We start from the raw sequence: 24,334 nt of genomic DNA, 5'->3' as shown, positions 1-24,334 counted from the left end.
ATCGGTGCTGCGGTCTCCGTGTCTTTGATTATGGCGGGCTGATGTCCATGCCCCTGATGAAAAGATGAAAAAAAGATGAGAAACGGAGGAGAACATTCTATGTTGCGGCGATTTGTCATGATCACCCTGTGCGCAGCGGCGCTGGCGTTGATGTTGGCGGCGTGTGTAGCCACACCCACGCCGGTGACGGTTATCGAAAAAGAGACGGTCGTGGTCAAAGAGACCGTCGAAGTGGTCAAAGAAGTGACCAAAGAGGTGACCAAAGAGGTTGTCGTCACGCCCACGCCGGTGACGATGAGACCCCAGGTCTTGCGCTGGTCCATCGAGGGCATCAACGAACTGGTTTCGATTGACCCGCCCAAGGCCAGTGACTCCCAGGGTATCCTGGCGGTGAACATGCTCTTCGCCGGCCTTGTGCGCCTGGACGGGGAACTGCGCGTGACCCCGGACGGCGCGACCAGTTGGACGGTCTCGCCGGATGGCCTGACCTACACCTTCAAGCTGCGCTCCGGCCTGGCCTTCAGCGACGGCACACCGGCGACGGCCGACGACGTGGTCTTCTCGCTGACGCGGGCGCTCAATCCGGCGACCGGCGGCTGGACTGGCCCCTTCTATCTGAGTAACATCGTCGGCTCTGACGATGTGACGAGCGGCGCCAGTTCCACCCTGACTGGGGTCAAGGCGGTGGATGCCTCTACCGTCGAAATCAAGATCAAGCAGCCGTCTGCCTTTTTCCTCAAGCAGTTGACCTTTGCCGGCGGTTTCATTGTGCCCGAGGCGAAGGTGACGGCCAACCCGGCCAACTGGACCGATAGCCCGATCGGCACCGGGCCTTTCAAGCTGAAGGAATGGAAGCACAACCAGGCCCTGATCCTGGAGCCGAACCCCTACTACTGGAATGGCCCCATCCAGGTGACGGAACTGCAGATGCCCTTCTTCCAGGACAGCGAGACCGCGTTCCAACTGTACCGCACCGGCGGCCTGGACATCATGGGCAGCCAGCAGAACGGCGTGCCGGCGGCGCGCCTGGCCGAGGTGAGCGACCTGCCGGACTTCCGTGCGGCTTCCTCCTTTGCCGTCCGCTATATCGGTTTCAACAATATGCTGCCACCCTTCGATAATGTGAAGGTGCGCCAGGCCTTCGCCCGCGCCATTGACAAGCAGGCGCTGGCCACCAAGGTGCTGGGCGGCAGTGTGCGCCCCTCCGACCGCATCCTGCCCGGCGGCTTGCCCGGCTCCGAACTGCCCATCAAGGGGTTGACCTTCGACGCGGCCGCAGCCAAGCAACTGCTGGCGGACGCGGGGTTTGCCAACGGCAAGGGACTGCCGCCCATTGCCTTCAGCTACGGCGTCGAAGGCGACAATGAGCGGGTGGTGACTTTCTTGCAGGAGCAGTGGAAGCAAAACCTGGGCGTTCAGATCACCCTGGAACCGCTCGAACTGGCGACCTTCAGCGAGCGCCTGAACACCACCTACCAACACCCGGAGCAGGGCATTCAGATGTACTTTAGCATCTGGGGCGCCGACTACCCCGACCCGCAAAATTTCATCTCGCAGCAACTGCGTACCGATGTGGGCAACAACAACGGCCATTGGTCGAACGCAGCCTTTGATAAACTGGTGGATGAGGCCGATGTCATCGTCGGGAATGATAGCAAACGGATGACGCTCTACAACCAGGCTGAGCAGTTGGCCGTGGATGAAGTGGGCTGGCTGCCGCTCTTCAATCCGACGCTCAATGTTCTGATGCGACCCTATGTCTCTGGCTTTGTCTTTACCGGCCAGGGCATCACGGTGCCCGACTGGTCGGCTGTCCGCGGTAAGACGCAGTAGACCGGCCCCGCGGGGGCGCCGAACGGGGAGTTCCCCGACTCTCCGTTCGGCGTTCCCTGTGACCCCGAACGCCGGACTGTGAGCGCCGAACGAGTTCAGATGGTTCGTAGTGGCGACTTCAGTCGCTCCGTGATAGCAGAAACGGCTAAAGCCGTCACTACGAACTACGAACTGCCCGACAACTTGCGCCGCCACCCACCGGACCTGTTCGGCGGCACGAAACGAACCGCCCATTCCTATAGCATTCATCTTATGGTATCCATCGTTCTGCGTCGTATCCTCAGTCTGATTTTTGTGGTGTTCAGCATTACCCTGCTGACATTCATCATCGGCTACCTGGCGCCAGGAGACCCCATCCTGGTGATGATGGGCTCGCGTCGTGACCCTGTGATCTATCAACGGCTGCTGCACCAGTATGGACTTGATCTGCCCTGGTGGCAGCAGTATCTGCGCTATGTCGGCGGGCTGCTGCAGGGCGACCTGGGCTTGTCCTACAAATACCAGGGACGCCCGGTGCTTGATCTGTTGCGTCACGGCCTGCCGATTTCGATGGCGCTGGGCGGCGTCGCGCTTCTGCTCAGCCTGGTCATCGGCATCCCGGCTGGGGTGCTGGCCGCGCTGCGGCAGAATTCCTGGCTCGACCGTGGCCTGCTGGCGTTCATGCTGGCCCTCTACGCCATTCCGAGCTTCGTGCTGATTCCCATCCTGCGCGTGGCCGATACCTGGCTCTACCGCAGCGGGCTGCCTTTTCTGCCGGTGGCCGGCTGGGGAACCCCGGCCCACTGGGTGCTGCCGGTGATCGTGCTGGCCGCGGGCACCACAGGCTACCTGGCGCGTCTGACGCGCGCATCCATGTTGGAAGTGCTGCGCCAGGACTTCATGCGCACGGCCGCGGCCAAGGGCCTCTTCCCGCGTCAGATCACCTGGCGCCATGCTTTTCGCAACGCGCTGCTGCCGATTGTCACCGTGCTTGGCCCCTCGCTCGCCTTCCTGGTCACCGGCGCGTTCGTGGTCGAAAACCTCTTCGCCGTGCCCGGCATCGGCTTCCTGGCGATCCAGGCGATCGGTCAGCGTGACTATCCGGTGTTGCAGGGAACGACGATCATCCTGGCCGCGGCCGTCGTGGTGATGAACCTGGCCACCGACCTGACCTACCTGTTTCTCGACCCACGGATTCGGATGACGTGAGCAACGCCATCACTGAAACTCTGACCGCGGGCGACCGCTCACGCACGCTGAGCGCACGCTTTGCCGCCAATCGCCTGGCGCTGTTCAGCCTGGCGGTGATCGTCCTGCTGCTGCTGCTGGCCGCGGTCGGCCCTGATCTGTGGCCGCTCAGCGCCACCGATCAGGACTATGACGCCATCAACGCCTGGCCGACGCCGGCGCACCCGCTGGGCGCCGACAACCTGGGGCGCGACACCCTGGCCCGCCTGCTGCGCGGCCTGCGCGTCTCCCTGTTGGTTGCCGTGTACGTCGAAACGCTCAACATCGTGCTCGGCGCCACCCTGGGCCTGTTGGCCGGCTATTTCGGCGGCTGGCTCGATCAACTGCTCAGCCGCCTGGCGGATATGCTCTTTGCCTTTCCCGGCCTGCTGCTGGCGATCCTGGTGGCCGGCGTGTTCGGCCCTGCCATCACGCAAACCTTTGGCGGGATTGGCCGTCTGCTCCTCGTGGCCGGCGCGCTGAGCCTGGTGAGCTGGCCGCTGATGGCGCGCACCGTGCGCAGTATCACCCTGGCGCTGCGCGAGCGGGAGTTCATCGAAGCCGCGCGCGCCGTCGGCGCCCGCGATCGGACCATCCTCTGGCGCCATCTGCTCCCCAACGTGATGGGCATGGTCATCGTCAGCGCCACCCTGGACGTGGCCGGCGTGGTGGTCAACGAAGCGGTGTTGAGCCTGCTGGGCCTGGGCGTACAGCCGCCCGCGCCCAGCATCGGCGGCATGATCGTGCAGTCCATCCCGTACCTGGAGACGAACTGGCTGCAAGCCCTTTTCCCCAGCCTGGCCTTGATGGTCATGGTGCTCACCTTCTCCTTTGCTGGTGATGGGCTGCGCGACGCGTTCGATCCGAAATCGGAGTGAAGCGATTGAAATCGCACCTAATGGGCGTTCCGCCGCAAGGTCGGCCTGCGCCGACCAGGGTTGCGTCCACGCAGGTGGACGCCCGGCGGAACGCTCTTTCGCCCCGAATTCATTCGGCGGCTCATGGTCGAAGGGAGAAGCGATGGACCTGTTGATCGAGGCCCGCGAACGGGCTGTTGAGGTGCTGCAGCGCTGTAGTTCCCCGATTGGCTTCAAAGCGTCTGGCTTGACGCGTGGCTATCCGCATGTTTGGGCGCGCGATAGCATCATCACCGCGCTGGGCGCGGCCTGGGCTGAGCCGACGCTTTTCCTGCCGCCCTTCCGCGCTTCGCTCGATACCCTGGGCGCCTTTCAATCACCGCTGGGCTTGATCCCCCTCAACGTGGACGTGGCCAGCCGCACCGTTTCCACCGAAAATGCCGGCGCGGTAGACGCCAACCTGTGGTTCATTCTGGGGCACTACTATTACTGGCTGCTGTCGCACGATGATGCCTATTTGCGCGACAACTTTGCCCGTCTGCAGCGCGCGTTGGTCTGGCTGCGTTATCAGGACATGAATGAATGCGGCCTGCTCGAAGTGCCCGAGGCCGGCGATTGGATGGATTTGCTCTCGGTCCGTTATAATGTCCTCTATGACAACGTCCTCTACTTCGCCAGCTTGCATGCCTTTGCGCAGATGGCCGCAGCCTGCGGCGCTGAGGCGGGCGGGGCGCGGGCGGGGGCGGATGGGGTGCAGGAACGGCTTAACCTGCTGCTCTGGGTCAATCGCTGCTGGGAGCCAGAGCTTTGGGCCGAACAGTTGGCCCGTCTCAAGGCCATGCGCCTGGAATGGTACATGCTCTATCACAACGTGGGCACCATCTCCAGCCGTCCGTTCTACCTGCCCTGGGTCGCCTTCCGCGAGTTTGGCGATTACTGCGACGTGCTGGGTAACACCCTGGCCATCCTGACCGGCGTGGCCGACAGCGGGCGCCGCGAGCTGATCTTGCGCCACCTCTACCAGGTGGGCGCGGGCAGGCCCTATCCGAGCAAGGCCATTCACCCCGTCATCTATCCGGGCCAGACGGAGTGGCGCGAATACTACCGCAGCCGCAACCTGAACCTGCCGCACCAGTATCACAACGGCGGTATCTGGCCCTTCATCGGCGGATTTCACGTGGCCGCGCTGGTGCGCCAGGGCTGGATGGATGATGCGGAGCATCTGTTGCGCGATCTGGCCGCGGCCAATCAGCGCGGCGCCTATGAGCCGTGGGAATTCAACGAATGGCTGCACGGCGAAACCGGCAACCCCATGGGCTATCCGCTCCAGGCCTGGTCGGCCGGCATGTATCTATATGCCTACGAGGCCTTGCAGCAGCGACGCCTGCCCTTGTTCGATGATCTGATCCAACCCTGACGAGGTTCGAGATGGCAAACCTGCAACTGTCACCTGATTTGAGCGATGCGCTGGCGCACCGCAACCTGGTTATTTTTTGGGGCGGCGATCTGCCGCAGGCCTTGACCGGCCTGCCCAGCCGGCAGGACCTGGCGCAGCGCCTGGCGGCCCGTATCAACTACCAGGGCCGTGACAACTCCCTGGAAGCGGTCGCGCAGGCCTTCGCGGCCGGCCAGCACGGTTTTACCAATGAACTGAACCGGATCATCATCCGTGAACTGGACGAGCAGCGCCACCAACCGCAGCTTGTTCACCGGCTCGCCGCGCAGTTGCCGGCCAGCCACTACATTGTTACCGCGTACGACGGCCTGCTCGAGGACGCCCTGCGTGACCAGCGGCGCCCGTACAACTACCCGATCATTGCCGGCGTCAGCGTGGGCAATCTGGACCTGCTCAACGGCAATCTGCCCACGCTGATCTGGCTGTACGGTCGCGTGCGCGAACAGCAGAGCCTGGTGCTGACGCGTGACGCCCATCTGCGCCTGGTGAACGATCCGGCCAACGCCGGCCTGCTCAACTACGTGCGCACGATCATGCGCGTCAATACCCTGCTCTTCATCGGCTACGACCTGTCAGACGTGGATTTCGAACTGCTCTACACCCACGTGCTGACGACCGCCGGGCCGTTGATGCGCCGCGCCTTTGCCGTGCAGCCCGGCCTGGACCCCTACCAGCGCCTGACCTGGCAGCAGCGCAACGTTGAACTGATTGACGCCGACCCCCTCGCCGTCCTCAGCAGCCTCCTCGACCTGCCCCTCCCTCCGGCCTCCGATCTCCAATCTCCAACCCCCAACCCCCAATCCCCGGTCTCCGGTCTCCGATCTCCGGTCTCCAATCCCCGATCCCCAATCTCCGGTCTCTGATCTCCGGTCTCCAATCCCCGGCCCATCCCCCACACCCGCAAAGGAGCCAACACCCATGCCTACGCTGCCCAATTCAATCACCTTGAACAGACTGCTGCAAAAACTGACGGCGCAGGATATTGACATCATCCTGTTGGAACAGGACTTCCAGGGTGTGCGCGACAGCGCAGGGCCGAACTTGCATAGCCTGCGCCTCAAATTGATCGAATTCGCCGAAAAGCGCGTGAAAGTGCCTCGCCTCCTCGAACTGATCTATGACCTGAACTCGACCGGCTATCTTGAAATCATGGGCGTCCCGCCGCCAGGGCGTTCCACCGGCTCGACGTCATCCTCCGGGCAAGGCGGCAATGCGTCACCCGGCCCGACCCCCCCGCCTCCTCCCACCCCGCGTCCGTCCGCCGCATCACCTATCACGACTTCGACCTGCGCATCCGCCGCGGCGTTGCCGCCGGCCAGTACAGCGTTGAAACCACCAGCGTACTGGGCGGCCAGGCCGAGGCCGAAGCCACCTTCGATCCCGGCGAGACCGATTTCAAGCGCCTGCTCAACCGCTTCGGCGTGCTGCGCGGCTTCGCTGACGACGCAGCCGCAGAGACGCCAACCGGCCGCACGCCCGGCCCGGTGCGCCCCAGCCAGCCGCCGGCCGAGAGGGACCTGGCGCTGCTCGGCTACCGTTTGCAGCAGTTGGCCTTCCCGCCGGCCGTCTACCATCGCCTGGCGACTGCATACGGCACATTGGGCGACAATGACAGCCTGCGCATCCGCCTGCGCCTCGACCCGCCCGAGCTGGCGGTGCTGCCCTGGGAACTACTCACCGACACCGCGCCCGGCCCTGGCACCGTTCCTGAGTTTTGGGGGCTCGACCTCAAACGCTCACTCGTGCGCTTCATCCCTGCCAGCAAGCCCGTTACGCCGGTGGCTGCGCCCACACCGCTGCGCATTCTACTGGCCGTGGCCGGGCCGACCGACCAGCGCACGCTCAAGACGGCCGACGAGATTGCGCGCGTGCGCAGCGCGCTGGCGCCGTTGGGCAACCGCATCGAACTGGTCGAGATGGATCACGTGCAGGTCAGCGATCTGCTGCCCCGCCTGCGCGAGACCTTCCACATCCTGCATTTCATCGGTCATGGCCTCTTCGATACGTTCACCAACACCGGCCATCTCATCTTCGAGACCGAAGGTCACCTGAGCGATCCGCTCGACGCCAGACGCTTCGGTCAACTGCTGGCGGGCAGCACCGTCCGCCTGGTGTTCCTCAACGCCTGTGAGACCAGCCAGACCGCCAGCAGCACCGACGCTTACGGCGTGGCCGACGTGCTGGTCAAGGTGGGCGTGCCGGCCGTGGTGGCCATGCAAACGGCCGTGCGCGACGATTACGCGGTCCTGTTCGCCAGGCATTTCTACAGCGGGGTCGCGCAGGGGCTGACGCTCGACGACTGCGTTGTGGATGGCCGCCGCGGGGTGGCTGCAAGTGGCGCCGGTCAGTTCGACTGGGCCATTCCGGTGCTCACCACGCGCGTCTCCGATGGACGCCTGTTCAAATGAAGAAAATTGTCATTCGTAGAAGGAGAGAAATCAACGATGTCATTACCGACCCGATCCGAAGCCTGGGCGCTGGTGTGCGAATGGGTGAAGGCCGACAGCCTGCGCAAGCACATGCTGGCGGTGGAAGCGGCGCTGCGTGCGTACGCGGCCAAATACGGCGAAGACGAGGACTTGTGGGGCATCACCGGCCTGGTGCATGACCTGGACTTCGAGCGCTTCCCCAACATGGATGACCAGACCGCTGGGCATCCGCGCACCGAACTGCGCCTGTTTCGCGCCCTGGACTGGCCGCCGGAGCTGATCCATGCCGTGGAAGCGCATGCCACCTACCTGGGCGTCCCGTCCGTCAGCCGCCTGGACAAAGCCTTGCTGGCCGTAGACGAGCTGACCGGCCTCATCATGGCGGTGGGCTACGTGCGCCCCAGCAAGAGCCTGGCCGATGTCGAGGTGCGGTCGGTCAGGAAGAAGTGGAAGGACAAAGCCTTTACCGCGGCCATCAGCCGCCAGGAGATCGAGCACTACACCGCCGAGCTGGGCGAGCCGCTGGATGAACACATCCAGACCGTGCTCAGCGCGCTGCAAGGCATTGCAGCAGACCTGGGATTGGGCTAAGGAACCACAGGTGCATTGTAACTGCTCAGCCAGGCAAAGATCACACTGTCAGGCCACAGATTCAGCTTCCAGGATCATCCGTTACCAGCGCCTCCGCCGCAACCAGGCGCACATTCTCGTCCGCGGCGCGGGCGAGCAGGGCGGGCGTGAAACCGGACTTGGCAAACAGCGCATAGGAAACGGCCGGCCAGCGGCCCTGGGGATCAACCAGGCGCGCCTTGCGTTGGAGATCGTCCAGGATGTCCGTCCCCACGGGGTTGACCGACCACTTGCACTCGCCCAGCAGCAGCGCGCCATCTGCCTCGCTGACCGCGACAACGTCCACCTCGCCCGTGCTGTCCCACCAGGAGCCGACCCGTTCAGGCAAGAAGGCGAGCTGCCCTGCGCGCGCCAGGCGCGCGACGTAAGCCCGCGCCGCTTCTTCGAAGGCATAACTGACGAACTGATCGAATGTCGGCCGCACGCGCTGCGCCAGCACCGCGTCCGCCAGGCCCAGGTCAAGCGATCCCTGGTTGGGATGCACGTAGCGAAACCAAAAGCGTAGGAAGGCATCGGTGATCTGGTAAAGGCCGCGTTTGTTCTTGTCGGGCCGACTCTCGGTGGCAGGCACATTGCGGTTTACCACACGCAGATCTTGCAGGATATTCAGGTAACGCGCTGTCGTGGTTGCGTCGCCCACGCGCGCCCCCTGGCTGATCTCGTTCAGTCGCGTGGATCCTTGTGCCAGCGCGCGCAGGATCGAAAAGTAATTGCGGGGCTCCCGCAGTTCCTCCATGAGCAGCATCTGCGGTTCGCGACGCAGCATCCCCTGGCTATCGAGGATGCGAGCGCGGATATTGGCGAAGATGTCTGCCTGATCCGAGAAGGTGGCCAGGTAATAGGGCATGCCGCCCAAGACCGCCCAAGCCTCGATCTGCTGGATGGGGGTGTAGGCGGGGAGAAAAACGGCCGCGGCCGGTAATTCCAGTGCTGGCAGAAGATAACTGCCAGTTCGACGACCGTACAGCGGCGCCTGGTAGCCCAGAATCTCCCGTTCCATCATGCCCACGTAAGAGCCGCACAGGATCAAAAAAACCTGGGTGTTGCGCAACAGCTCATCCCACACCTTCTGCAAAATCGAGGGAATGGTCTTGTTGCCGCTAATCAGATAAGTGAACTCGTCCAGCACGACCACAGGGCGACCGGGCAGGTCCGCCAGGGCGCGGAAAGCCGCCTCCCACGATGGAAAGGTAAAGCCATCGGAGATATTGGCGTGCGTGAAACGCCAAATCTCCTGGGAGAAGGAAGCGAGCTGATCGTTATCGGCGCTGAGGGTGGCAATGAAGAAAATATGGGGCTTGTCTGCGCAGAAATGGCGCACAAGCTCGGTCTTGCCCACCCGTCGCCGGCCGTAGAGAACGAACAACTCGGCGCGTCCGGAACGGTAATGCGTTTCCAGGTTAATCAGTTCGGCATGGCGGTTGATGAACATCGTTTTCCTTCTTGGCGAGCCGCGGGGAACAATACGAATCGCGATTATTATAATCGTGATTCGTATAATAACAACTCCAGACCACGCGAGACCAGGTCTTGCGGTCTTACCAACGATCTTGCAGTGAGTACGGCGTATGGTACAATAACCCCAGATGTCGGCCGGGCCAGGCCGATCTTGTCAGGCGTCCGATCCATGCCAGGTGATAATAATCATGCCATTCACCCTCACCCCACAAGCCTTCGTCGCGAAATGGCGAAAGGTCACGCTCAAGGAGAGCGCGGCCACGAAGGAGCATTTTCTCGACCTGTGCGGCCTGGTGGGACATCCCACGCCGGCCGCGGCCGATGCTGAGGGCACGCACTTCACCTTCGAGTACGGCGCGGCCAAGTTGGGCGGCGGCCAGGGCTTTGCCGATGTCTTCAAGCGCGGCTTCTTCGGCTGGGAGTACAAAGGCAAGCACGCCAACCTGGACAAGGCCTACCTGCAGTTGCTGCAATACCGCGCCGCGCTGCACAATCCGCCGCTGCTGGTGGTCAGCGACATCGAAACGATCGTCATTCACCCCAACTTCGTCAACCGCGCCAACACGCCCACCACCCTCACCCTGGATGATCTGCTGACGCCGGCCGGCCTGGAGCGGCTGCGCGCCATCTTCTATCACCCCGCCTTGTTCGAGACGGCCGAGACGCCGGAGATGGTCACGCAGCGCGTGGCCGCGGAATTCGCCCGCCTGGCCGATGTGCTGGCCGCGGACGGCCATGAGCCGCTGGCGATTGCCCATTTTCTGATCCGCCTGCTCTTCTGCCTCTTCGCCGAGGATGTGGGGCTGCTGCCGGAGGGACTCTTTGCCCGCCTGGTGATGCGCACACAGTCGCAGCCGGCCGCGTTTGCCGGGCAGTTGAGCCAGCTCTTCGCCGCGATGGCGAGCGGTGGCTGGTTCGGCACAGAGCAAATTCCCCACTTCGACGGCGGCCTCTTCGACAACGCCGCGGTCCTGCCGCTGAGCGCGGCCGGGCTGGACGTGCTCGCCCGCGTCGTGGGCGCGGACTGGTCGGTCATTGATGCCACGATCTTCGGCACGTTGTTCGAACGCGGGCTGGACCCGGCCAAGCGCAGCCAGTTGGGCGCGCACTACACCAGCCGCGAGGACATCCTGCTGATCGTGGAGCCGGTGCTGATGGCGCCCCTGCGCCGGCGCTGGGCCACGGTGCAGGAACAGGCCCAGGGGCTGGCCGGCCAGCGCGATCAGGCCAAAGGACCCAAGCGCAGCGGCCTGCACAAGAAGCTGCAAGACCTGCTGGTGGACTTTGCCTCGGAGCTGGCGCGCGTCAGCGTGCTCGACCCCGCGGCCGGCAGCGGCAACTTTCTCTACCTGGCGCTGCTCTCGCTGCTCGACCTGTGGAAAGAGGTCTATGACCGGATGCTGGCGTTGGGGCTGACGGCGGTGTCGCCGCTGGAGGGCATTGCGCCGTCGCCGGGGCAGCTCTACGGCATCGAGGTCAACGAGTATGCGCACGAACTGGCGCAGGCCACGATCTGGATCGGCTACATCCAGTGGCTGCGCGCCAACGGCTTCGGCGCGCCGCCCGAACCGATCCTCAAGCCCATCCAAACCGTGCGTCGCATGGACGCCATCCTGGCTTATGATGCGGCCGGCCGGCCCGTGGAGCCGGCGTGGCCGCCGGCCGATGTCATCATCGGCAACCCGCCGTTTTTGGGCGGCAAACGGCTGCGCAGCGAGTTGGGTGACGTCTACGTGAACAAACTATTCGACCTGTATGGCGGTCGAGTTCCGCGTGAAGCCGATTTGGTCTGCTACTGGTTTGAGAAGGCAAGGGCACAGATCGAAGAAGGAGGGCAAAGCGGGCGGGTCTTTTGGCGACCAAGGCGATTCGAGGCGGCGCCAATCGCAAAGTGCTGGAGCGGATCAAAGCTCGGGCGATATTTTCTGGGCGCAGTCTGACCGGGACTGGGTTCTTGAAGGCGCAGCCGTTCACGTTTCGATGATTGGTTTTGATGATGGCGAAGACCTCCGAGTTCTTGATGGCAAGCGGTGTCAGGATATCAACCCCGATCTGACGGCAACGTCTGATCTGACCGCTGCAAGCGGCTCCCAGAAAACCTTGGTTTCGTTCGGGGCCGCCAAAAAGGGTCGGTTTTGATATGCAGAAGTCCCAGGCTCAACAATGGATCTGACTGCCATTGAACCCCAAACGGGCGCCCAAACCGATGTGCTGCGACCTTATGTCAATGGTATTGATCTCGTTCGACGACCGCGGCATGTGGATTATTGATTTTGGTCTGATGAACCTCGACAGAGGCAGCCCTGTATGAAGCCCGTTTGAGTATGTGCGGCATGTGCAACCCGGACCGAGAAGAATAACCGTCAGGCCTATCGTGAACAATGGTGGCTACATGCTAGACGCGCCGATGCGGCATGCGCGCTTTGCAGCCAAGACGCGGTATCGGCACTTTCACGTGTCCAAAGCATTGCTTCTTTGCCTGGCTCCATCAGACTGTCCTGCCGCCAATGCCTGCTCGATTGTCTTGCTTGCGATGATGACTACTTTTTTGCGTTTTGCATTCCGACTGCACGAACTGTGGGCGCTGCGATGGGCACCCAACTGCGTGAGGCCGAAAGCGGTTCCCGCTACACCCCCACTACCTGCTTCGAGACCTTTCCCTTACCGTGGCCGCCGGGGCAGGAGCCGGTGGACGATGGCCGCGTGCAGGCGATTGCGGCGGCGGCGCAGGAGCTGGTGCGCCTGCGCGACGCGTGGCTCAATCCGCCGGGCGCAAGCGAGGCGGAGTCGAAGAAGCGCACGCTGACCAACCTGTACAACGCGCGGCCCACCTGGCTGGACCACGCGCATCGCAAGTTGGACGCGGCCGTGCTGGCAGCGTACGGCTGGCCGACCGGCCTCACAGACGAGGACATCCTGGCGCGGCTGCTGGCGCTCAACCTGGCGCGGGCAGGAGTCGGCCTGCAAGCGTAGATAATTGGCTGCCAGGCGTTTATTGGATCGAACGAGGCAGCCACAGGGTTTGTCGAATTCTCACTCATGAAGTATAAGATGAACTATGGCGCTAAAACCCATTCGGAATGACGAAGACAACCATGCCGCGCTGCAGGAGATCGAGCAGCTTTGGGACGCTGAGCCGGGCACGCCGGAAAGCGATACGCTCGATATTTTGGTAACGCTGGTCGAAGCCTACGAAAGGGATCGTTACGACTTGCCGTCGCCCGATCCTATCGCCGCGCTGGAGTATTTCATGGAGAGCCGCGGCTGGACACGCAAGCAGTTGGAACCGTACCTCGGCAGCCGAGGACGTGTTTCAGAAATTCTGGGCCGCAAACGGCCCCTGACGTTGCCAATGATTCGCCGTCTTGAACAGGTCACGGGAATTCCTGGCTCGGTTCTGATCCGATCTTACCCTACGGAACAAGACAACCTCGAACTACCGGCGCGCAAGACGCCAATAGCGCACTCCACAAGTAAGATGGTTGCAGCAGTGCGCCAGTCGCGCTGAAACAAATGCAGTCGAGGGTCTATCATGATAGAAGAGATCGTTGCCAACGAGGAATACCCAGATCTGGTGTCGGTTCGTTCGGTGTGCGTCCGCGACAGCTCGGTTGTCTATGTCACGTTCAGCGACGGCTCGACCAGGGACATTGATCTGGAGCCGTATCTGCACGGACCATTGTTCGACCCAATCCGCCTGGACCCTCAGCTTTTTGCGCAGGTGGTCGTTGACCCTGAAACAGAAACGCTGACCTGGCCGAACGGGGCCGATATTGACCCTGACGTGCTGTATTACGATGGCGATCCGCCCTGGAGCCGGGCCGAGGACGCTGAGAACGGCGTGTCATACAAGCTGGCTTCCTCTGCCAACCAGCGGCAGAACGTTGGATCCTGAATGCTCCAGGCCCCCATCATCTCCGCGACGAAACGTGCCGTTTCCAATGTAGATTGCCAGGTTGCCCCAAGAACGGAGGCTGCTGGTACCCATTACAATTTTGTGCTATACTCGTTACCGCCAACAGAGCAACGGAGTGCTGACTGAAACCCACGCTGGTGCCGACATCGCTGCGCGTCGAGCGCGGCTGTCTGGGTGGTCTCTTGGCGGATTGGAGCACAGGGAGAGGTCTATGCGTTTCTTCAACACGGCCGGGCCGGTCAACTGCGAGGATCATTACTGCCTGCCGCCGCTGGAGCGGTTCGACCTGGCCGACATCCTGAGCTTGATCGAGCAGAAGAAGTACTTCGTGCTCCATGCCCCGCGACAGACCGGCAAGACATCTGCGCTGTTGGCGCTCATGGAACATCTCAACCGCCGCGGCCCCTACCGGGCGTTGTATGCCAACCTGGAAGTAGGGCAGTCGGCGCGTGAGGATATCGCGGCTGCGATGCGCGCCATCGTCAACGAAATCGCCTCTCGCGCGCGCGACTTCCTGGATGAGCCATTTCTTAAGACGATTGCCCAGGAAGTCCTGCAAGAAAGCGGGCCACACAGCGCATTGGGAGAGATCTTGACCCGTTGGGCTGAACGCAGTATGCAGCCCCTGGTGTTGTTGCTGGATGAGGTGGACGCCTTGGGGGACACCCCCCCCCCCTGGTCCCCCCCCCCCCCCCCCCCCCCCCCCCCCCCGCCCCCCCCCCCCCCCCCCCCCCCCCCCCCGGGGTGGGGGGCGGGCGCCCCCCCCCCCCCCCCCCCCCCCCCCCCCCGCCCGCCCCCCCCCGGGGGGGGGGGGCGCCCCCCGGCCCCCCGCCGGCCCCCCGCCCGCCCCCCCCCCCCCCGGCCGGGGCGGGGGGGGGGGCGGCCTCCGGCCGCCCCCCCCCCGGGCCCGGCGGGGCCCCCCCCCCCCCCCCCCGGCCGCGGGGGCGGCGCCGCCCCCCCCCCCGGGGCGCGCCCCCCCCCCCCGCCCCCCCCCCCCCCCCCCCCCCCCCCCCCCCCCCCCCCCCCCCCCCCCCCCCCCCCCGGGGGGGGGGGGCCCGGGGGGGCGCCCCCCCCCCCCCCCCCGGCCCCCCCCCCCGCCCGCCCCGCCCCCCCGCGCGGCCGCGCCCCGGGCCGCCCCCCGCCCGGGGGGCGGGGGGGGGGGCCCGCCCCCCCCCCCCCCGCCCGGCCCCCCCCGCCGGCGGGTGGCCGCCGCCTGCGCCGGCGCGCACCCCACGTGGTGGGTGCCCCCCCCCCCCCCCCCGGGTGTTTTCTCCGCGCCTTGACCAGCGTCACGCAGGATTTTATCGTCCAGGAACTGGCCTGGTACATCCGGTCCGATGGCCAGCTCGACCTGCCGAAGCTGTTGGCTGCCTTTCAGCAGTTCTTCCGCGAGCACTCCGAGAGCTGGGTCGAGCGTTTCGACTACAAGGAGGCAGGGCCGCAACTGCTCCTACAGGCGTTTCTGCAGCGCATCGTCAACGGCGGTGGCCGCGTCGAGCGGGAGTATGGTCTGGGGCGCAAGCGCACCGACCTGTTGGTACTCTGGCCGGTTGCTGAGCCAGGCGTCGAGGGCAAAGAGCACGTCCAGCGCGGCGTCATCGAGTTGAAAGTGCTGCACAAATCGCTGGAGGCAACCCTGGCCGAGGGCGTGGTGCAGACCTGGGAGTACGCCGACCGCTGCGGCGCCGCAGAGGCACACCTGGTCATCTTCGACCGCACGCCGGACAAACCCTGGGAGGAGAAGATCTTCCGGCGAGAGGAAGCCATCCAGGGCCGGCCGATCACCGTGTGGGGCATGTGATGCGTGCAAGGCACAACCATCCACACCCGCGGCGCCATCCCCTTCTTCCTGCGCGGCGTATGGCTGGCCAGTGCATGAGGAGGTTATACCGATGAATTGGATTACACGAGCACGCGTCAAAGTGGACCGCGTGGCCTGTCCCTGGTTGATCAAGAAGTTCGTTGACCCGGACGCCACATTTTTCTTCGTCCCCGCTGACCAGGTCATGGCCGAGGCCGCGCGCCTGGGTGCGATTCCCTACGACGTCAAGGGCGTTGAGCTGGGCCATCACGGTCAGGCCTGTTCGTTCGAGGCGATTCTGGACAAGTACGACCTGACCGGCAACCCGGCCCTGCTGTTGCTGGGCAAGATCGTCAACGGCGCGGATACCGACAACACACAGTGGAACCAACCCGAGGGGCCGGGCCTGCAGGCGATTGCCGAGGGCTTCCGCCACCTGGGCTACGCGGACGATCACGCCATCAATGCCGCGGAGTGGATCGTCTACGATGCGCTGTACGCCTACTGCCAGGAAATGGTGAAACAAGGCCGGCCCCATGGCGCGTTCAAGGATTGACGTCAGGCTGCTCTTTGCCACGCGCATCACGCGGCTGTTCGCCTATGGCGCGCTGTCGGTCGTCCTGGCGCTCTATCTGGCCGCGATCGGCCTGGACGAGGGACGGATCGGCCTGCTGTTCTCGCTGACGCTGGCGGGCGACGCCGCGGTCACCCTGACCATCACCACCACGGCCGACCGCTTGGGCCGCCGGCGCAGCCTGATGCTGGGCGCCGCGCTGATGGCGCTGGCCGGCGCGGCCTTCCTGCTGACCCGACAGCCCACCCTGCTGCTGCTCGCTGCCATCATCGGGGTCATCAGCCCCAGCGGCAACGAGATCGGCCCCTTTCTGGCGATCGAACAGGCCGGGCTGGCGCAGATTCTGCCGGATGCGCGGCGCACCCAGGTCTTTGCCTGGTACAACCTGGTCGGCTCGCTGGCCACGGCCGCCGGCGCCCTTTGCGGCGGGCTGCTGGTGCAGGCGCTGCAAAGCGACGGATTTTCCTCCGTGAACGCTTACCAGGCGGTCCTGCTGGGCTATGCCCTGTGCGGCCTGCTGCTGATCGCCTGGTTCTTCTACCTGTCGCCGGCCGTCGAGCCTTCCCCCTCGGCCGGGATTGCATCCGTGCGCCGCCGCTTCGGCCTGCATCGCTCAGGCCCGATCGTCCTGCGACTGAGCGGCCTCTTTGCCCTGGATGCCTTTGCCGGCGGCTTTGTGATTCAGAGCATCGTCGCCTATTGGTTCTACACCCGGTTCGGCTTGAGTCCCGCTGCGCTGGGCGCGATCTTCTTTGCCGCCAATCTCCTCGCCGGCGCTTCCGCGCTGCTGGCCGCGCGGCTGGCGGCCCGCTTCGGACTGATCAACACCATGGTGATGACGCATCTGCCCTCGAACGTGCTGCTCTGCCTGGTGCCGTTGATGCCGACGCTGCCGCTGGCGATCGCGGTGCTGCTCCTGCGCTTCAGCATCTCGCAGATGGACGTGCCGGCGCGCCAAAGCTACACCATGGCCGTGGTCAGCCCCGATGAACGCTCGGCCGCCTCCGGCGTGACCGCCATCGCTCGCTCGCTGGGCGCGTCCATCTCGCCCTGGCTCAGCGGACTGCTACTGGCCCGCGGCTATTTTGCTGCGCCCTTTCTCCTCGCCGGCGGCCTGAAGATCGCCTACGACTTGCTCCTCTATCGCAGTTTTCGCGCCTTCGAACCGCCGGAAGAGGCGGTTTTCGACGTGTAATAACGATTTCAGTCTTTCGAGCCCCGGGAAGCGACCGAAGTCGTCACGACGAAGGGTCTTCCCCACCTTAACCCGGCGCCGGCAAACAGGGCGTATACGCCCCTTGACCCTGGCAGATTGGCCGCCGGTCTGGTTTCAGGTATAATACTGTTTGTTCGCCGCCCCGGCTTTGCTAACGAGATGAGGTTCCGCCCATGCTCCCTGTGTTCGACGACCTGACGATCACCATCACAGCCACAGAACCACCCGCGCAGGGCGCCAACGTCACGGTGTCGTACGCGAACGCTACCACGACGGGCGCCTTCAGCCTGGCCGCGGTCGCGGCGCAGGTGGACGCGTTGAAGCTGGCTCTGCAACGGAGCGACCCCGTCCGCGACGATCTGTGCGGCGCCGGGGCCGCGCTCTTCGCTGCGCTGTTTGCCGGGCCTCTCTTTCGCACCTACACCACAGCCAGCGCGTTGGCCCAGGAACGCGGACACATCCTGCGCCTGCTGCTCAACACCGACATCCCCGCGCTGGTCGCCGTGCCCTGGGAATATCTCTACGACCGTGACCTCGCACGCTGGCTGGCGTTGGACGGGCGGCTTTCGCTCGTGCGCAGCTTGCCCGTCGCCGCGCGGCCGGCGCTTCCGGTCGAGGGCGCGCTGCGCGTGCTGGTGCTGATCTCCGCACCCACGGATCTGCCGGCGCTGGACAGCACACGCGAGTGGAACAACCTGCAGGCCGTGGCCGACAGCGCGGCCATCGAGCTGATCCCCTGCGCTCCCACCTACGAGGCCTTGCAGGCGGCCCTGCGCCAGGCGCCCCACGTCTTTCACTTTGTCGGCCACGGCGCGCTGGATGAGGCGAGCCAGGCCGGGCTGCTGGTTTTTTGCGACCACGCCGGCTGCTCCCAGCCCGTCTACGCCAGCGACCTGGCCACGCTGCTCAGCGACTGCAAAAGCCTGCGCCTGGCCCTGCTCAATGCCTGCCAGGGCGCCGCGCCCACCGCGGCCTCGGCCTTTGCCGGCGTGGCGCAGAAGCTGATCCAGCAAGGCACGCCCGCGGTGATCGCCATGCAAGCGCCGATCGTGGATGACCACGCCATCCGCTTTGCGCAGGAGTTCTACCGCGGCCTGGCCGATGGCTACGGCATCGAAGCGGCCGTGGGCGAAGGGCGCAAACGGGTCAACGAAGTCGCCGCCAGTTGGGGCATCCCAACCCTCTATTTTCAAGGCAGCGAACCCTTCGCCATCCCGGTCTTGAGCGACGCGCAGAAGGCGGCGCGGCTGTGGGAGAAGGCGCCGCAGGTCAGCGAGCCGGCGCGACGGCGCGCGCTGCTCGAGCGCATCCTGGCGCTGGATACCAAGCACGCGGGCGCCCAAGCCGCGGCAGCAGATCCAAAACAGCGCCGAGGCTGCGCGGCTTTACGACACGGCGTTGCCGTTGGTCGCCCTGGGTGCATGGCGCGACGCGTACCGCACGCTGGAACAGGTCGAGGACCTGGCGCCCAACTATCGCGACACGCGCTCCCGGCTGGCCGAACTGCTGGGCAAATTGGGCGCAGCCCCCACCGCAGCCGCGGGCCGCGACGCGGCCCAACGCTACCAGCCGATCCTCAACGCCCTGCTCGAAGGACGGCTGGTGCCCTTCCTCGGCTGGGAGTTGGGCCACGTGGGCCGCCCGCCGCAGGATGGCTGGGTCAAAGGCCGCTATCTGCCCGGCGCGGATGAGATCGCCAGCTTTCTGACCCAGAAGCTGGGCGGCGCGCCGGCCAGCGGCCAATCGCTGCTGCAGATTTCCCAGGTCACCAGCCTGACCGACGGGCCGGAGGCGCTCTACGAGCGGCTGCACGAGATCTACGCCGCGGACTACCCGCCCACGATCCTGCACCGGCTGCTGGCCGAGCTGCCCCGCCGCTTGGCCGCCAAAGGCTACCCGCACAACAAGCCCGACCACCGCTATGTCTATTTTTCCACCGCCTTCGACACCCTGCTCGAACAGGCCTTCGCGCAGGCCGGGCAGCCCTACCACCTCTTCGCCTACCGCCACCGTTTTGCCGACAGCAGCGGTCGCGTGCAGGAGGGCCGCTTCGTGCACATCCCACCGGGCGCCGACCCGGGCAGTGAGCCGCGGGAGCTGCTCACCCCCAACACCTACAACGCGCATGACAGCGGCCCCGACGGCCAACCCGACCGCCGGCCGATCATCGTCAAGCTGTGCGGCCAGCGCGTGACCGCGGACGTGGACAGCGTCGTGGTGACCGAAGATCAGTTCCTGGACTACCTGCCCGCACAGGAGATCGGCAGCCTGCTGCCGCCGACGCTGCTGCAGCAGGTGCGCAAACGCAGCTTTGTCTTCTTTGGTTTCAGCCTCTACGAATGGCACTTCCGCCTGATCTGGCAGCGCATGAAGACGCAGAAAACCAGCCTGCATGGCAAGAGTTGGGCCGTCCTTGCCAACCCGTCCGCGATCGAGCAAAAATTCTGGCAAAGCCTGGGGATCGAACCCATGACCGCCGCGCCTGAAGCCGTGGCGGCGACGCTGAACGAGTGGTTGGATACCCTATGACCACCGACGCGATGACCTCTCCCTACCGGGGCTTGACCCCCTACACCGAGGCCGACGCCGCCTACTTCTTTGGCCGCACGGCCGAGAGCGCCACGGTGGCCGCCAACCTGGAAGTCTCACGGTTGACGATCTTCTATGGCCCCAGCGGCGTGGGCAAAAGCTCCGTGCTGCGCGCCGGCGTGATCCACCAGTTGCGCGAGCGCGCGCGCCAAAACGTTCTGACCGGCGGCGCCGCCGAGATCATCCCCATCTACTTCAACCGCTGGCAATCCGACCCGATGGCCGGCCTCGTGCAAGCCGTGGCGGAGGGGATTGAGGAGAGCGGAGACCAGAGACCAGAGACCGGAGACCGGGAGACCGGAGACCGGGAGACCGGAGACCGGAGACCCGGGGGACCAGACGAACCGGGAGACGCTGGACACGCGATCCCCGATCTCCAATCTCCAATCTCCAATCTCCGATCTTTCTTTCACCACTTACCTGCGCGACCAAAGCCAACGCACCGCCAGCGACCTCCTCCTCGTGCTGGATCAGTTCGAGGAGTATTTCCTTTACCACGCGGACGAGGCGGGGCCGGGGAGCTTTGCGCATGAGCTGGTGGCCATTTTGACCACGCCCGATCTGCGCGTCAATGTGCTGCTGGCGCTGCGCGAGGATGCGCTGGCGCGTCTGGACCGCTTCAAAGGGCAGATTCCCTTCTTGCTCGACAACCGCCTGAGCATCGGCCATTTGGGGCGCGCCGCGGGCGAGGAGGCGATCCGCAAGCCGCTGGCGCAGTACAACCGAGACCAGGGCGCCGCGATCACGCTTGAACCGGCGCTGGTGGAGGCGGTGCTCGACCAGGTGGGCAGCGGGCGCGTGACCTTGAGCAAACAAGGCGCCGGCGTGCGCGACAGTGCCCAGCCCCAGGATGGTCGCGAACAGATCGAAGCGCCCTATCTGCAGTTGGTGTTGACCCGGCTGTGGGAGCTGGAACAGGCCAACCGGTCGGCCGCCTTGCGCTCGGCCACGCTCGACAGCCTGGGTGGGGCCGAGACGATTGTGCGCAACTATCTGGACGACACGCTGGCCGCGCTCGACCCGGCCGACCAGGCGCTGGCGGCCAGTTTCTTCGACCGCCTGGTGACGCCGTCAGGCACCAAGATCGCACTCTCGCTGGACGAAATCGCCCAATATACCGGCCGCGACCGGGGGACGGTGGAAGACTTGCTCAACCGGCTGCAGGGCCGCCGCCTGCTGCGCGGGGTGCAGTCGCCCGGCGGCGTGACCCAATACGAGATCTTCCACGATGTGCTGGGCCAGGCGATGTTGGACTGGCAGGCGCGCTATCGCCGGGTGCAGGAGGAGGCCGCACGGCTGGCCGAGGAGCAGGCGGCCCGCGCCGAAGCGGAGCAACGCGCCAACGAGGCCGCGGCACGCGCCCAACTGGAAGAACGCGCGCGCCGGGTCGAACAGCGCAGCGCCAACCGCCTGCGCTGGCTGGTGGGCGCGATCGGCCTGCTGCTGGTCGCGGCGATTGGCCTGACCATGCTTGCCCTCGATGCCCGCAACGACGCCCAGGCGCAGCCCGCCAAAGCGCCAAAACAGCAGCCCGCGAGAAGAAAGCAAGAAAAAGCCAACGCCGAACGACAGCGACTGCGTTCCCGCGCTGGTGAGATGGCCGCGCGTGCGCAGCTCTTGATTGCCCAAGACCACCACGCCGGCGACCAGGCCCTCTTGCTGGCACGCGATGCCGTGCGGACCACCTTGCAGATGACCGTCACTGTGCCGCCGCTGATTGACGCCGCCCTGCGCACGGCGGTGGACAATGCCACCTGGCGTATGACGCTGCCGTCGGCGCAGCAGCGCCATCAGGGTGCGGTCAACAGCGCCCACTTCAGCCCGGATGGTCAGACGATTGTCTCGGCCGGCGACGATGGCACCGTGCGCGTCTGGCGCGCCAGCGACCTGGCGCCATTGAAAATGCTTGTCGGCCACACGGACGGGGTCTGGTCCGCGGCGTACAGCCCGGATGGCAAACGCATCGTCTCGGCCAGTGACGATCAGAGCGTGCGCATTTGGGATGGCGAGACGGGTGCGCTGCTGCGCACGCTGGCGGGCCACACGGCCGGGGTCTGGTCCGCGGCGTACAGCCCGGATGGCAAACGCATCGTCTCGGCCAGTGCCGATCAGAGCGTGCGCATTTGGGATGGCGAGACGGGTGCGCTGCTGGCTACGCTGGCGGGCCACACGGCCGGGGTCTTGTCCGCGGCGTACAGCCCGGATGGCAAACGCATCGTCTCGGCCAGTAACGACGGCAGCGTGCGCATTTGGGATGGCGAGACGGGTGCGCTGCTGGCTACGCTGGCGGGCCACACGGACATGGTCAGTTCCGCGGCGTACAGCCCGGATGGCCAACGCATCGTCTCGGCCAGTGACGATGGGAGCGTGCGCATTTGGGATGGCGAGACGGGTGCGCTGCTGGCTACGCTGGCGGGCCACACGGCCGGGGTCAGGTCCGCGGCGTACAGCCCGGATGGCAACGCATCGTCTCGGCCAGTTACGACCAGAGCGTGCGCATTTGGGATGGCGAGACGGGTGCGCTGCTGGCTACGCTGGCGGGCCACACGGCCAGGGTCAGGTCCGCGGCGTACAGCCCGGATGGCAAACGCATCGTCTCGGCCAGTGCCGATCGGAGCGTGCGCATTTGGGATGGCGAGACGGGTGCGTTGCTGGCTACGCCGGAGGGCCACATGGCCAGGGTCTGGTCCGCGGCGTACAGCCCGGATGGCAAACGCATCGTCTCGGCCAGTTGGGATCGGAGCGTGCGCATTTGGGATGGCAAGACGGGTGCGCGGCTGCGCACGCTGGCGGGCCACACGGACTGGGTCTGGTCCGCGGCGTACAGCCCGGATGGCGGTCGCATCGTCTCGGCCAGTGACGACGGCAGCGTGCGCATTTGGGATGGCGAGACGGGTGCGCTGCTGGCTACGCTGGAGGGCCACACGGACAGGGTCTGGTCCGCGGCGTACAGCCCGGATGGCAAACGCATCGTCTCGGCCAGTGACGACGGCACCGTGCGCATTTGGGATGGCGAGACGGGTGCGCGGCTGCGCACGCTGGAGGGCCACACGGCCAGGGCTCCGCGGCGTACAGCCCGGATGGCGGTCGCATCGTCTCGGCCAGTGACGACGGCAGCGTGCGCATTTGGGATGGCGAGACGGGTGCGCTGCTGGCTACGCTGGAGGGCCACACGGCCTGGGTCAGGTCCGCGGCGTACAGCCCGGATGGCAAACGCATCGTCTCGGCCAGTGACGATCAGAGCGTGCGCATTTGGGATGGCGAGACGGGTGCGCTGCTGGCTACGCTGGAGGGCCACACGGCCGGGGTCTTGTCCGCGGCGTACAGCCCGGATGGCGGTCGCATCGTCTCGGCCAGTGACGATCAGAGCGTGCGCATTTGGGATGGCGAGACGGGTGCGCTGCTGCGCACGCTGGAGGGCCACACGGCCGGGGTCTTGTCCGCGGCGTACAGCCCGGATGGCAAACGCATCGTCTCGGCCAGTGACGACGGCAGCGTGCGCATTTGGGATGGCGAGACGGGTGCGCCGCTGGCTACGCTGGAGGGCCACACGGCCGGGGTCAGTTCCGCGGCGTACAGCCCGGATGGCAGCCGCATCGTCTCGGCCAGTGACGACCGGCAGCGTGCGCATTTGGGATGGCGAGACGGGTGACCTGCTGCGCACGCTGGCGGGCCACACGGGCTGGGTCAGTTCCGCGGCGTACAGCCCGGATGGCGGTCGCATCGTCTCGGCCAGTTACGATGGTACCGTGCGCATTTGGGATGGCGAGACGGGTGCGCTGCTGGCTACGCTGGCGGGCCCCACGTCCGGGGTCTGGTCCGCGGCGTACAGCCCGGATGGCAGCCGCATCGTCTCGGCCAGTGCCGACGCCGACGGCAGCGTGCGCATTTGGGATGGCGAGACGGGTGCGCTGCTGCGCACGCTGGAGGGCCACACGGACGGGGTCAGGTCCGCGGCGTACAGCCCGGATGGCAAACGCATCGTCTCGGCCGGTGACGATGGGAGCGTGCGCATTTGGGATGGCGAGACGGGTGCGCTGCTGCGTACGCTTGAGGGCCACACGGATATTGTCAGGTCTGCGGCGTACAGCCCGGATGGCACACGCATCGTCTCGGCCAGCGACGACCAGAGCGTGCGCATTTGGGATGGCGAGACGGGTGCGCTGCTGCGCACGCTGGAGGGCCACACGGACAGGGTCTTGTCCGCGGCGTACAGCCCGGATGGCAAACGCATCGTCTCGGCCAGTGCCGATCAGAGCGTGCGCATTTGGGTTTCGACGATCGAGGAGTTGTTAGCGCTGGCCGAGGCGCGCATCCAGCGCCCGGCGCATCTGCTGACGGACGCGGAACGGCGGCAGTTGGGGTTGGA

Annotated in this window: 20 protein-coding genes and 1 pseudogene; 20 read left to right on the top strand and 1 reads right to left on the bottom strand. The window is 65.5% G+C overall.

Annotation, left to right across the window (positions count from 1 at the left end):
- The first annotated feature begins 99 nt into the window (after positions 1–99).
- The 7 genes from IPF85_RS19335 to IPF85_RS19305 all read left to right on the top strand — a co-directional run bounded on the left by IPF85_RS19335 (position 100) and on the right by IPF85_RS19305 (position 8,372).
- Positions 100–1,833: a peptide ABC transporter substrate-binding protein gene (locus IPF85_RS19335; RefSeq protein WP_343409699.1), complete on the top strand. Its 1,734-nt coding sequence runs from the start codon at positions 100–102 to the stop codon at positions 1,831–1,833.
- Positions 1,834–1,932: 99 nt separating this feature from the next.
- Positions 1,933–3,021, top strand: coding sequence for an ABC transporter permease (locus IPF85_RS19330; protein WP_343409698.1), 1,089 nt, complete (start codon positions 1,933–1,935; stop codon positions 3,019–3,021).
- Positions 3,018–3,917 (top strand): ABC transporter permease, encoded by a 900-nt coding sequence (locus IPF85_RS19325; RefSeq protein WP_343409697.1) that lies wholly within the window; start codon positions 3,018–3,020, stop codon positions 3,915–3,917. Before IPF85_RS19330 ends, IPF85_RS19325 begins: the two co-directional genes overlap by 4 nt.
- Positions 3,918–4,059: 142 nt before the next feature.
- The gene (locus IPF85_RS19320; RefSeq protein WP_343409696.1) at positions 4,060–5,313 is read left to right on the top strand and encodes a glycoside hydrolase 100 family protein; all 1,254 of its coding nucleotides are present in this window, start codon (positions 4,060–4,062) and stop codon (positions 5,311–5,313) included.
- A gap of 11 nt (positions 5,314–5,324) precedes the next feature.
- Positions 5,325–6,215: an SIR2 family protein gene (locus tag IPF85_RS19315; RefSeq protein ID WP_343409695.1), complete on the top strand. Its 891-nt coding sequence runs from the start codon at positions 5,325–5,327 to the stop codon at positions 6,213–6,215.
- Positions 6,216–6,773: 558 nt separating this feature from the next.
- Complete coding sequence (locus IPF85_RS19310) at positions 6,774–7,760, top strand: CHAT domain-containing protein (RefSeq protein WP_343409694.1); 987 nt, start codon at positions 6,774–6,776, stop codon at positions 7,758–7,760.
- A gap of 36 nt (positions 7,761–7,796) precedes the next feature.
- The gene (locus tag IPF85_RS19305) at positions 7,797–8,372 is read left to right on the top strand and encodes an HD domain-containing protein (protein ID WP_343409693.1); all 576 of its coding nucleotides are present in this window, start codon (positions 7,797–7,799) and stop codon (positions 8,370–8,372) included.
- A gap of 61 nt (positions 8,373–8,433) precedes the next feature.
- Here IPF85_RS19305 and IPF85_RS19300 read toward each other — a convergent pair whose 3' ends face one another.
- Positions 8,434–9,843, bottom strand: coding sequence for an ATP-binding protein (locus tag IPF85_RS19300; protein ID WP_343409692.1), 1,410 nt, complete (start codon positions 9,841–9,843; stop codon positions 8,434–8,436).
- Between the two features lie 214 nt (positions 9,844–10,057).
- Here IPF85_RS19300 and IPF85_RS19295 point away from each other — a divergent pair, with 214 nt between their 5' ends.
- The 13 genes and pseudogenes from IPF85_RS19295 to IPF85_RS19235 form a co-directional block, all read left to right on the top strand.
- The gene (locus IPF85_RS19295; protein ID WP_343409691.1) at positions 10,058–11,809 is read left to right on the top strand and encodes a DNA methyltransferase; all 1,752 of its coding nucleotides are present in this window, start codon (positions 10,058–10,060) and stop codon (positions 11,807–11,809) included.
- 649 nt (positions 11,810–12,458) lie between these two features.
- Entirely contained in the window at positions 12,459–12,842 is a 384-nt protein-coding gene (locus IPF85_RS19290) for a type IIL restriction-modification enzyme MmeI (RefSeq protein ID WP_343409690.1), read from the top strand.
- A gap of 85 nt (positions 12,843–12,927) precedes the next feature.
- The gene (locus tag IPF85_RS19285; RefSeq protein WP_343409689.1) at positions 12,928–13,377 is read left to right on the top strand and encodes a transcriptional regulator; all 450 of its coding nucleotides are present in this window, start codon (positions 12,928–12,930) and stop codon (positions 13,375–13,377) included.
- A gap of 24 nt (positions 13,378–13,401) precedes the next feature.
- The gene (locus tag IPF85_RS19280; protein ID WP_343409688.1) at positions 13,402–13,764 is read left to right on the top strand and encodes a DUF2442 domain-containing protein; all 363 of its coding nucleotides are present in this window, start codon (positions 13,402–13,404) and stop codon (positions 13,762–13,764) included.
- A gap of 1,339 nt (positions 13,765–15,103) precedes the next feature.
- Positions 15,104–15,586: pseudogene (locus IPF85_RS19275) on the top strand (ATP-binding protein); the annotation flags it as partial.
- A 91-nt stretch (positions 15,587–15,677) separates the two neighbouring features.
- The gene (locus IPF85_RS19270; RefSeq protein ID WP_343409687.1) at positions 15,678–16,142 is read left to right on the top strand and encodes a chromate resistance protein ChrB domain-containing protein; all 465 of its coding nucleotides are present in this window, start codon (positions 15,678–15,680) and stop codon (positions 16,140–16,142) included.
- Complete coding sequence (locus tag IPF85_RS19265; RefSeq protein WP_343409686.1) at positions 16,123–17,355, top strand: MFS transporter; 1,233 nt, start codon at positions 16,123–16,125, stop codon at positions 17,353–17,355. The genes IPF85_RS19270 and IPF85_RS19265 overlap by 20 nt, the downstream gene beginning before the upstream one ends.
- Before the next feature lie 194 nt (positions 17,356–17,549).
- Positions 17,550–19,067: a CHAT domain-containing protein gene (locus IPF85_RS19260; RefSeq protein ID WP_343409685.1), complete on the top strand. Its 1,518-nt coding sequence runs from the start codon at positions 17,550–17,552 to the stop codon at positions 19,065–19,067.
- The gene (locus IPF85_RS19255; protein WP_343409684.1) at positions 19,009–19,905 is read left to right on the top strand and encodes an SIR2 family protein; all 897 of its coding nucleotides are present in this window, start codon (positions 19,009–19,011) and stop codon (positions 19,903–19,905) included. The genes IPF85_RS19260 and IPF85_RS19255 overlap by 59 nt, the downstream gene beginning before the upstream one ends.
- Positions 19,902–20,498 (top strand): ATP-binding protein, encoded by a 597-nt coding sequence (locus IPF85_RS19250; RefSeq protein ID WP_343409683.1) that lies wholly within the window; start codon positions 19,902–19,904, stop codon positions 20,496–20,498. Before IPF85_RS19255 ends, IPF85_RS19250 begins: the two co-directional genes overlap by 4 nt.
- The gene (locus IPF85_RS19245; protein ID WP_343409682.1) at positions 20,428–23,073 is read left to right on the top strand and encodes a WD40 repeat domain-containing protein; all 2,646 of its coding nucleotides are present in this window, start codon (positions 20,428–20,430) and stop codon (positions 23,071–23,073) included. The genes IPF85_RS19250 and IPF85_RS19245 overlap by 71 nt, the downstream gene beginning before the upstream one ends.
- 10 nt (positions 23,074–23,083) lie before the next feature.
- Complete coding sequence (locus IPF85_RS19240) at positions 23,084–23,617, top strand: WD40 repeat domain-containing protein (protein ID WP_343409681.1); 534 nt, start codon at positions 23,084–23,086, stop codon at positions 23,615–23,617.
- Positions 23,589–24,334: WD40 repeat domain-containing protein (locus tag IPF85_RS19235; protein ID WP_343409680.1), on the top strand; the 746-nt coding region annotated here is incomplete at its 3' end. The genes IPF85_RS19240 and IPF85_RS19235, both read left to right, overlap by 29 nt.

The sequence above is a fragment of the Candidatus Amarolinea dominans genome (assembly GCF_016704685.1).
GTDB lineage: Bacteria > Chloroflexota > Anaerolineae > SSC4 > Amarolineaceae > Amarolinea > Amarolinea dominans.
Note: the sequence above shows the minus strand (reverse complement) of the source record. Positions and strands in the feature narration are given on the sequence as shown.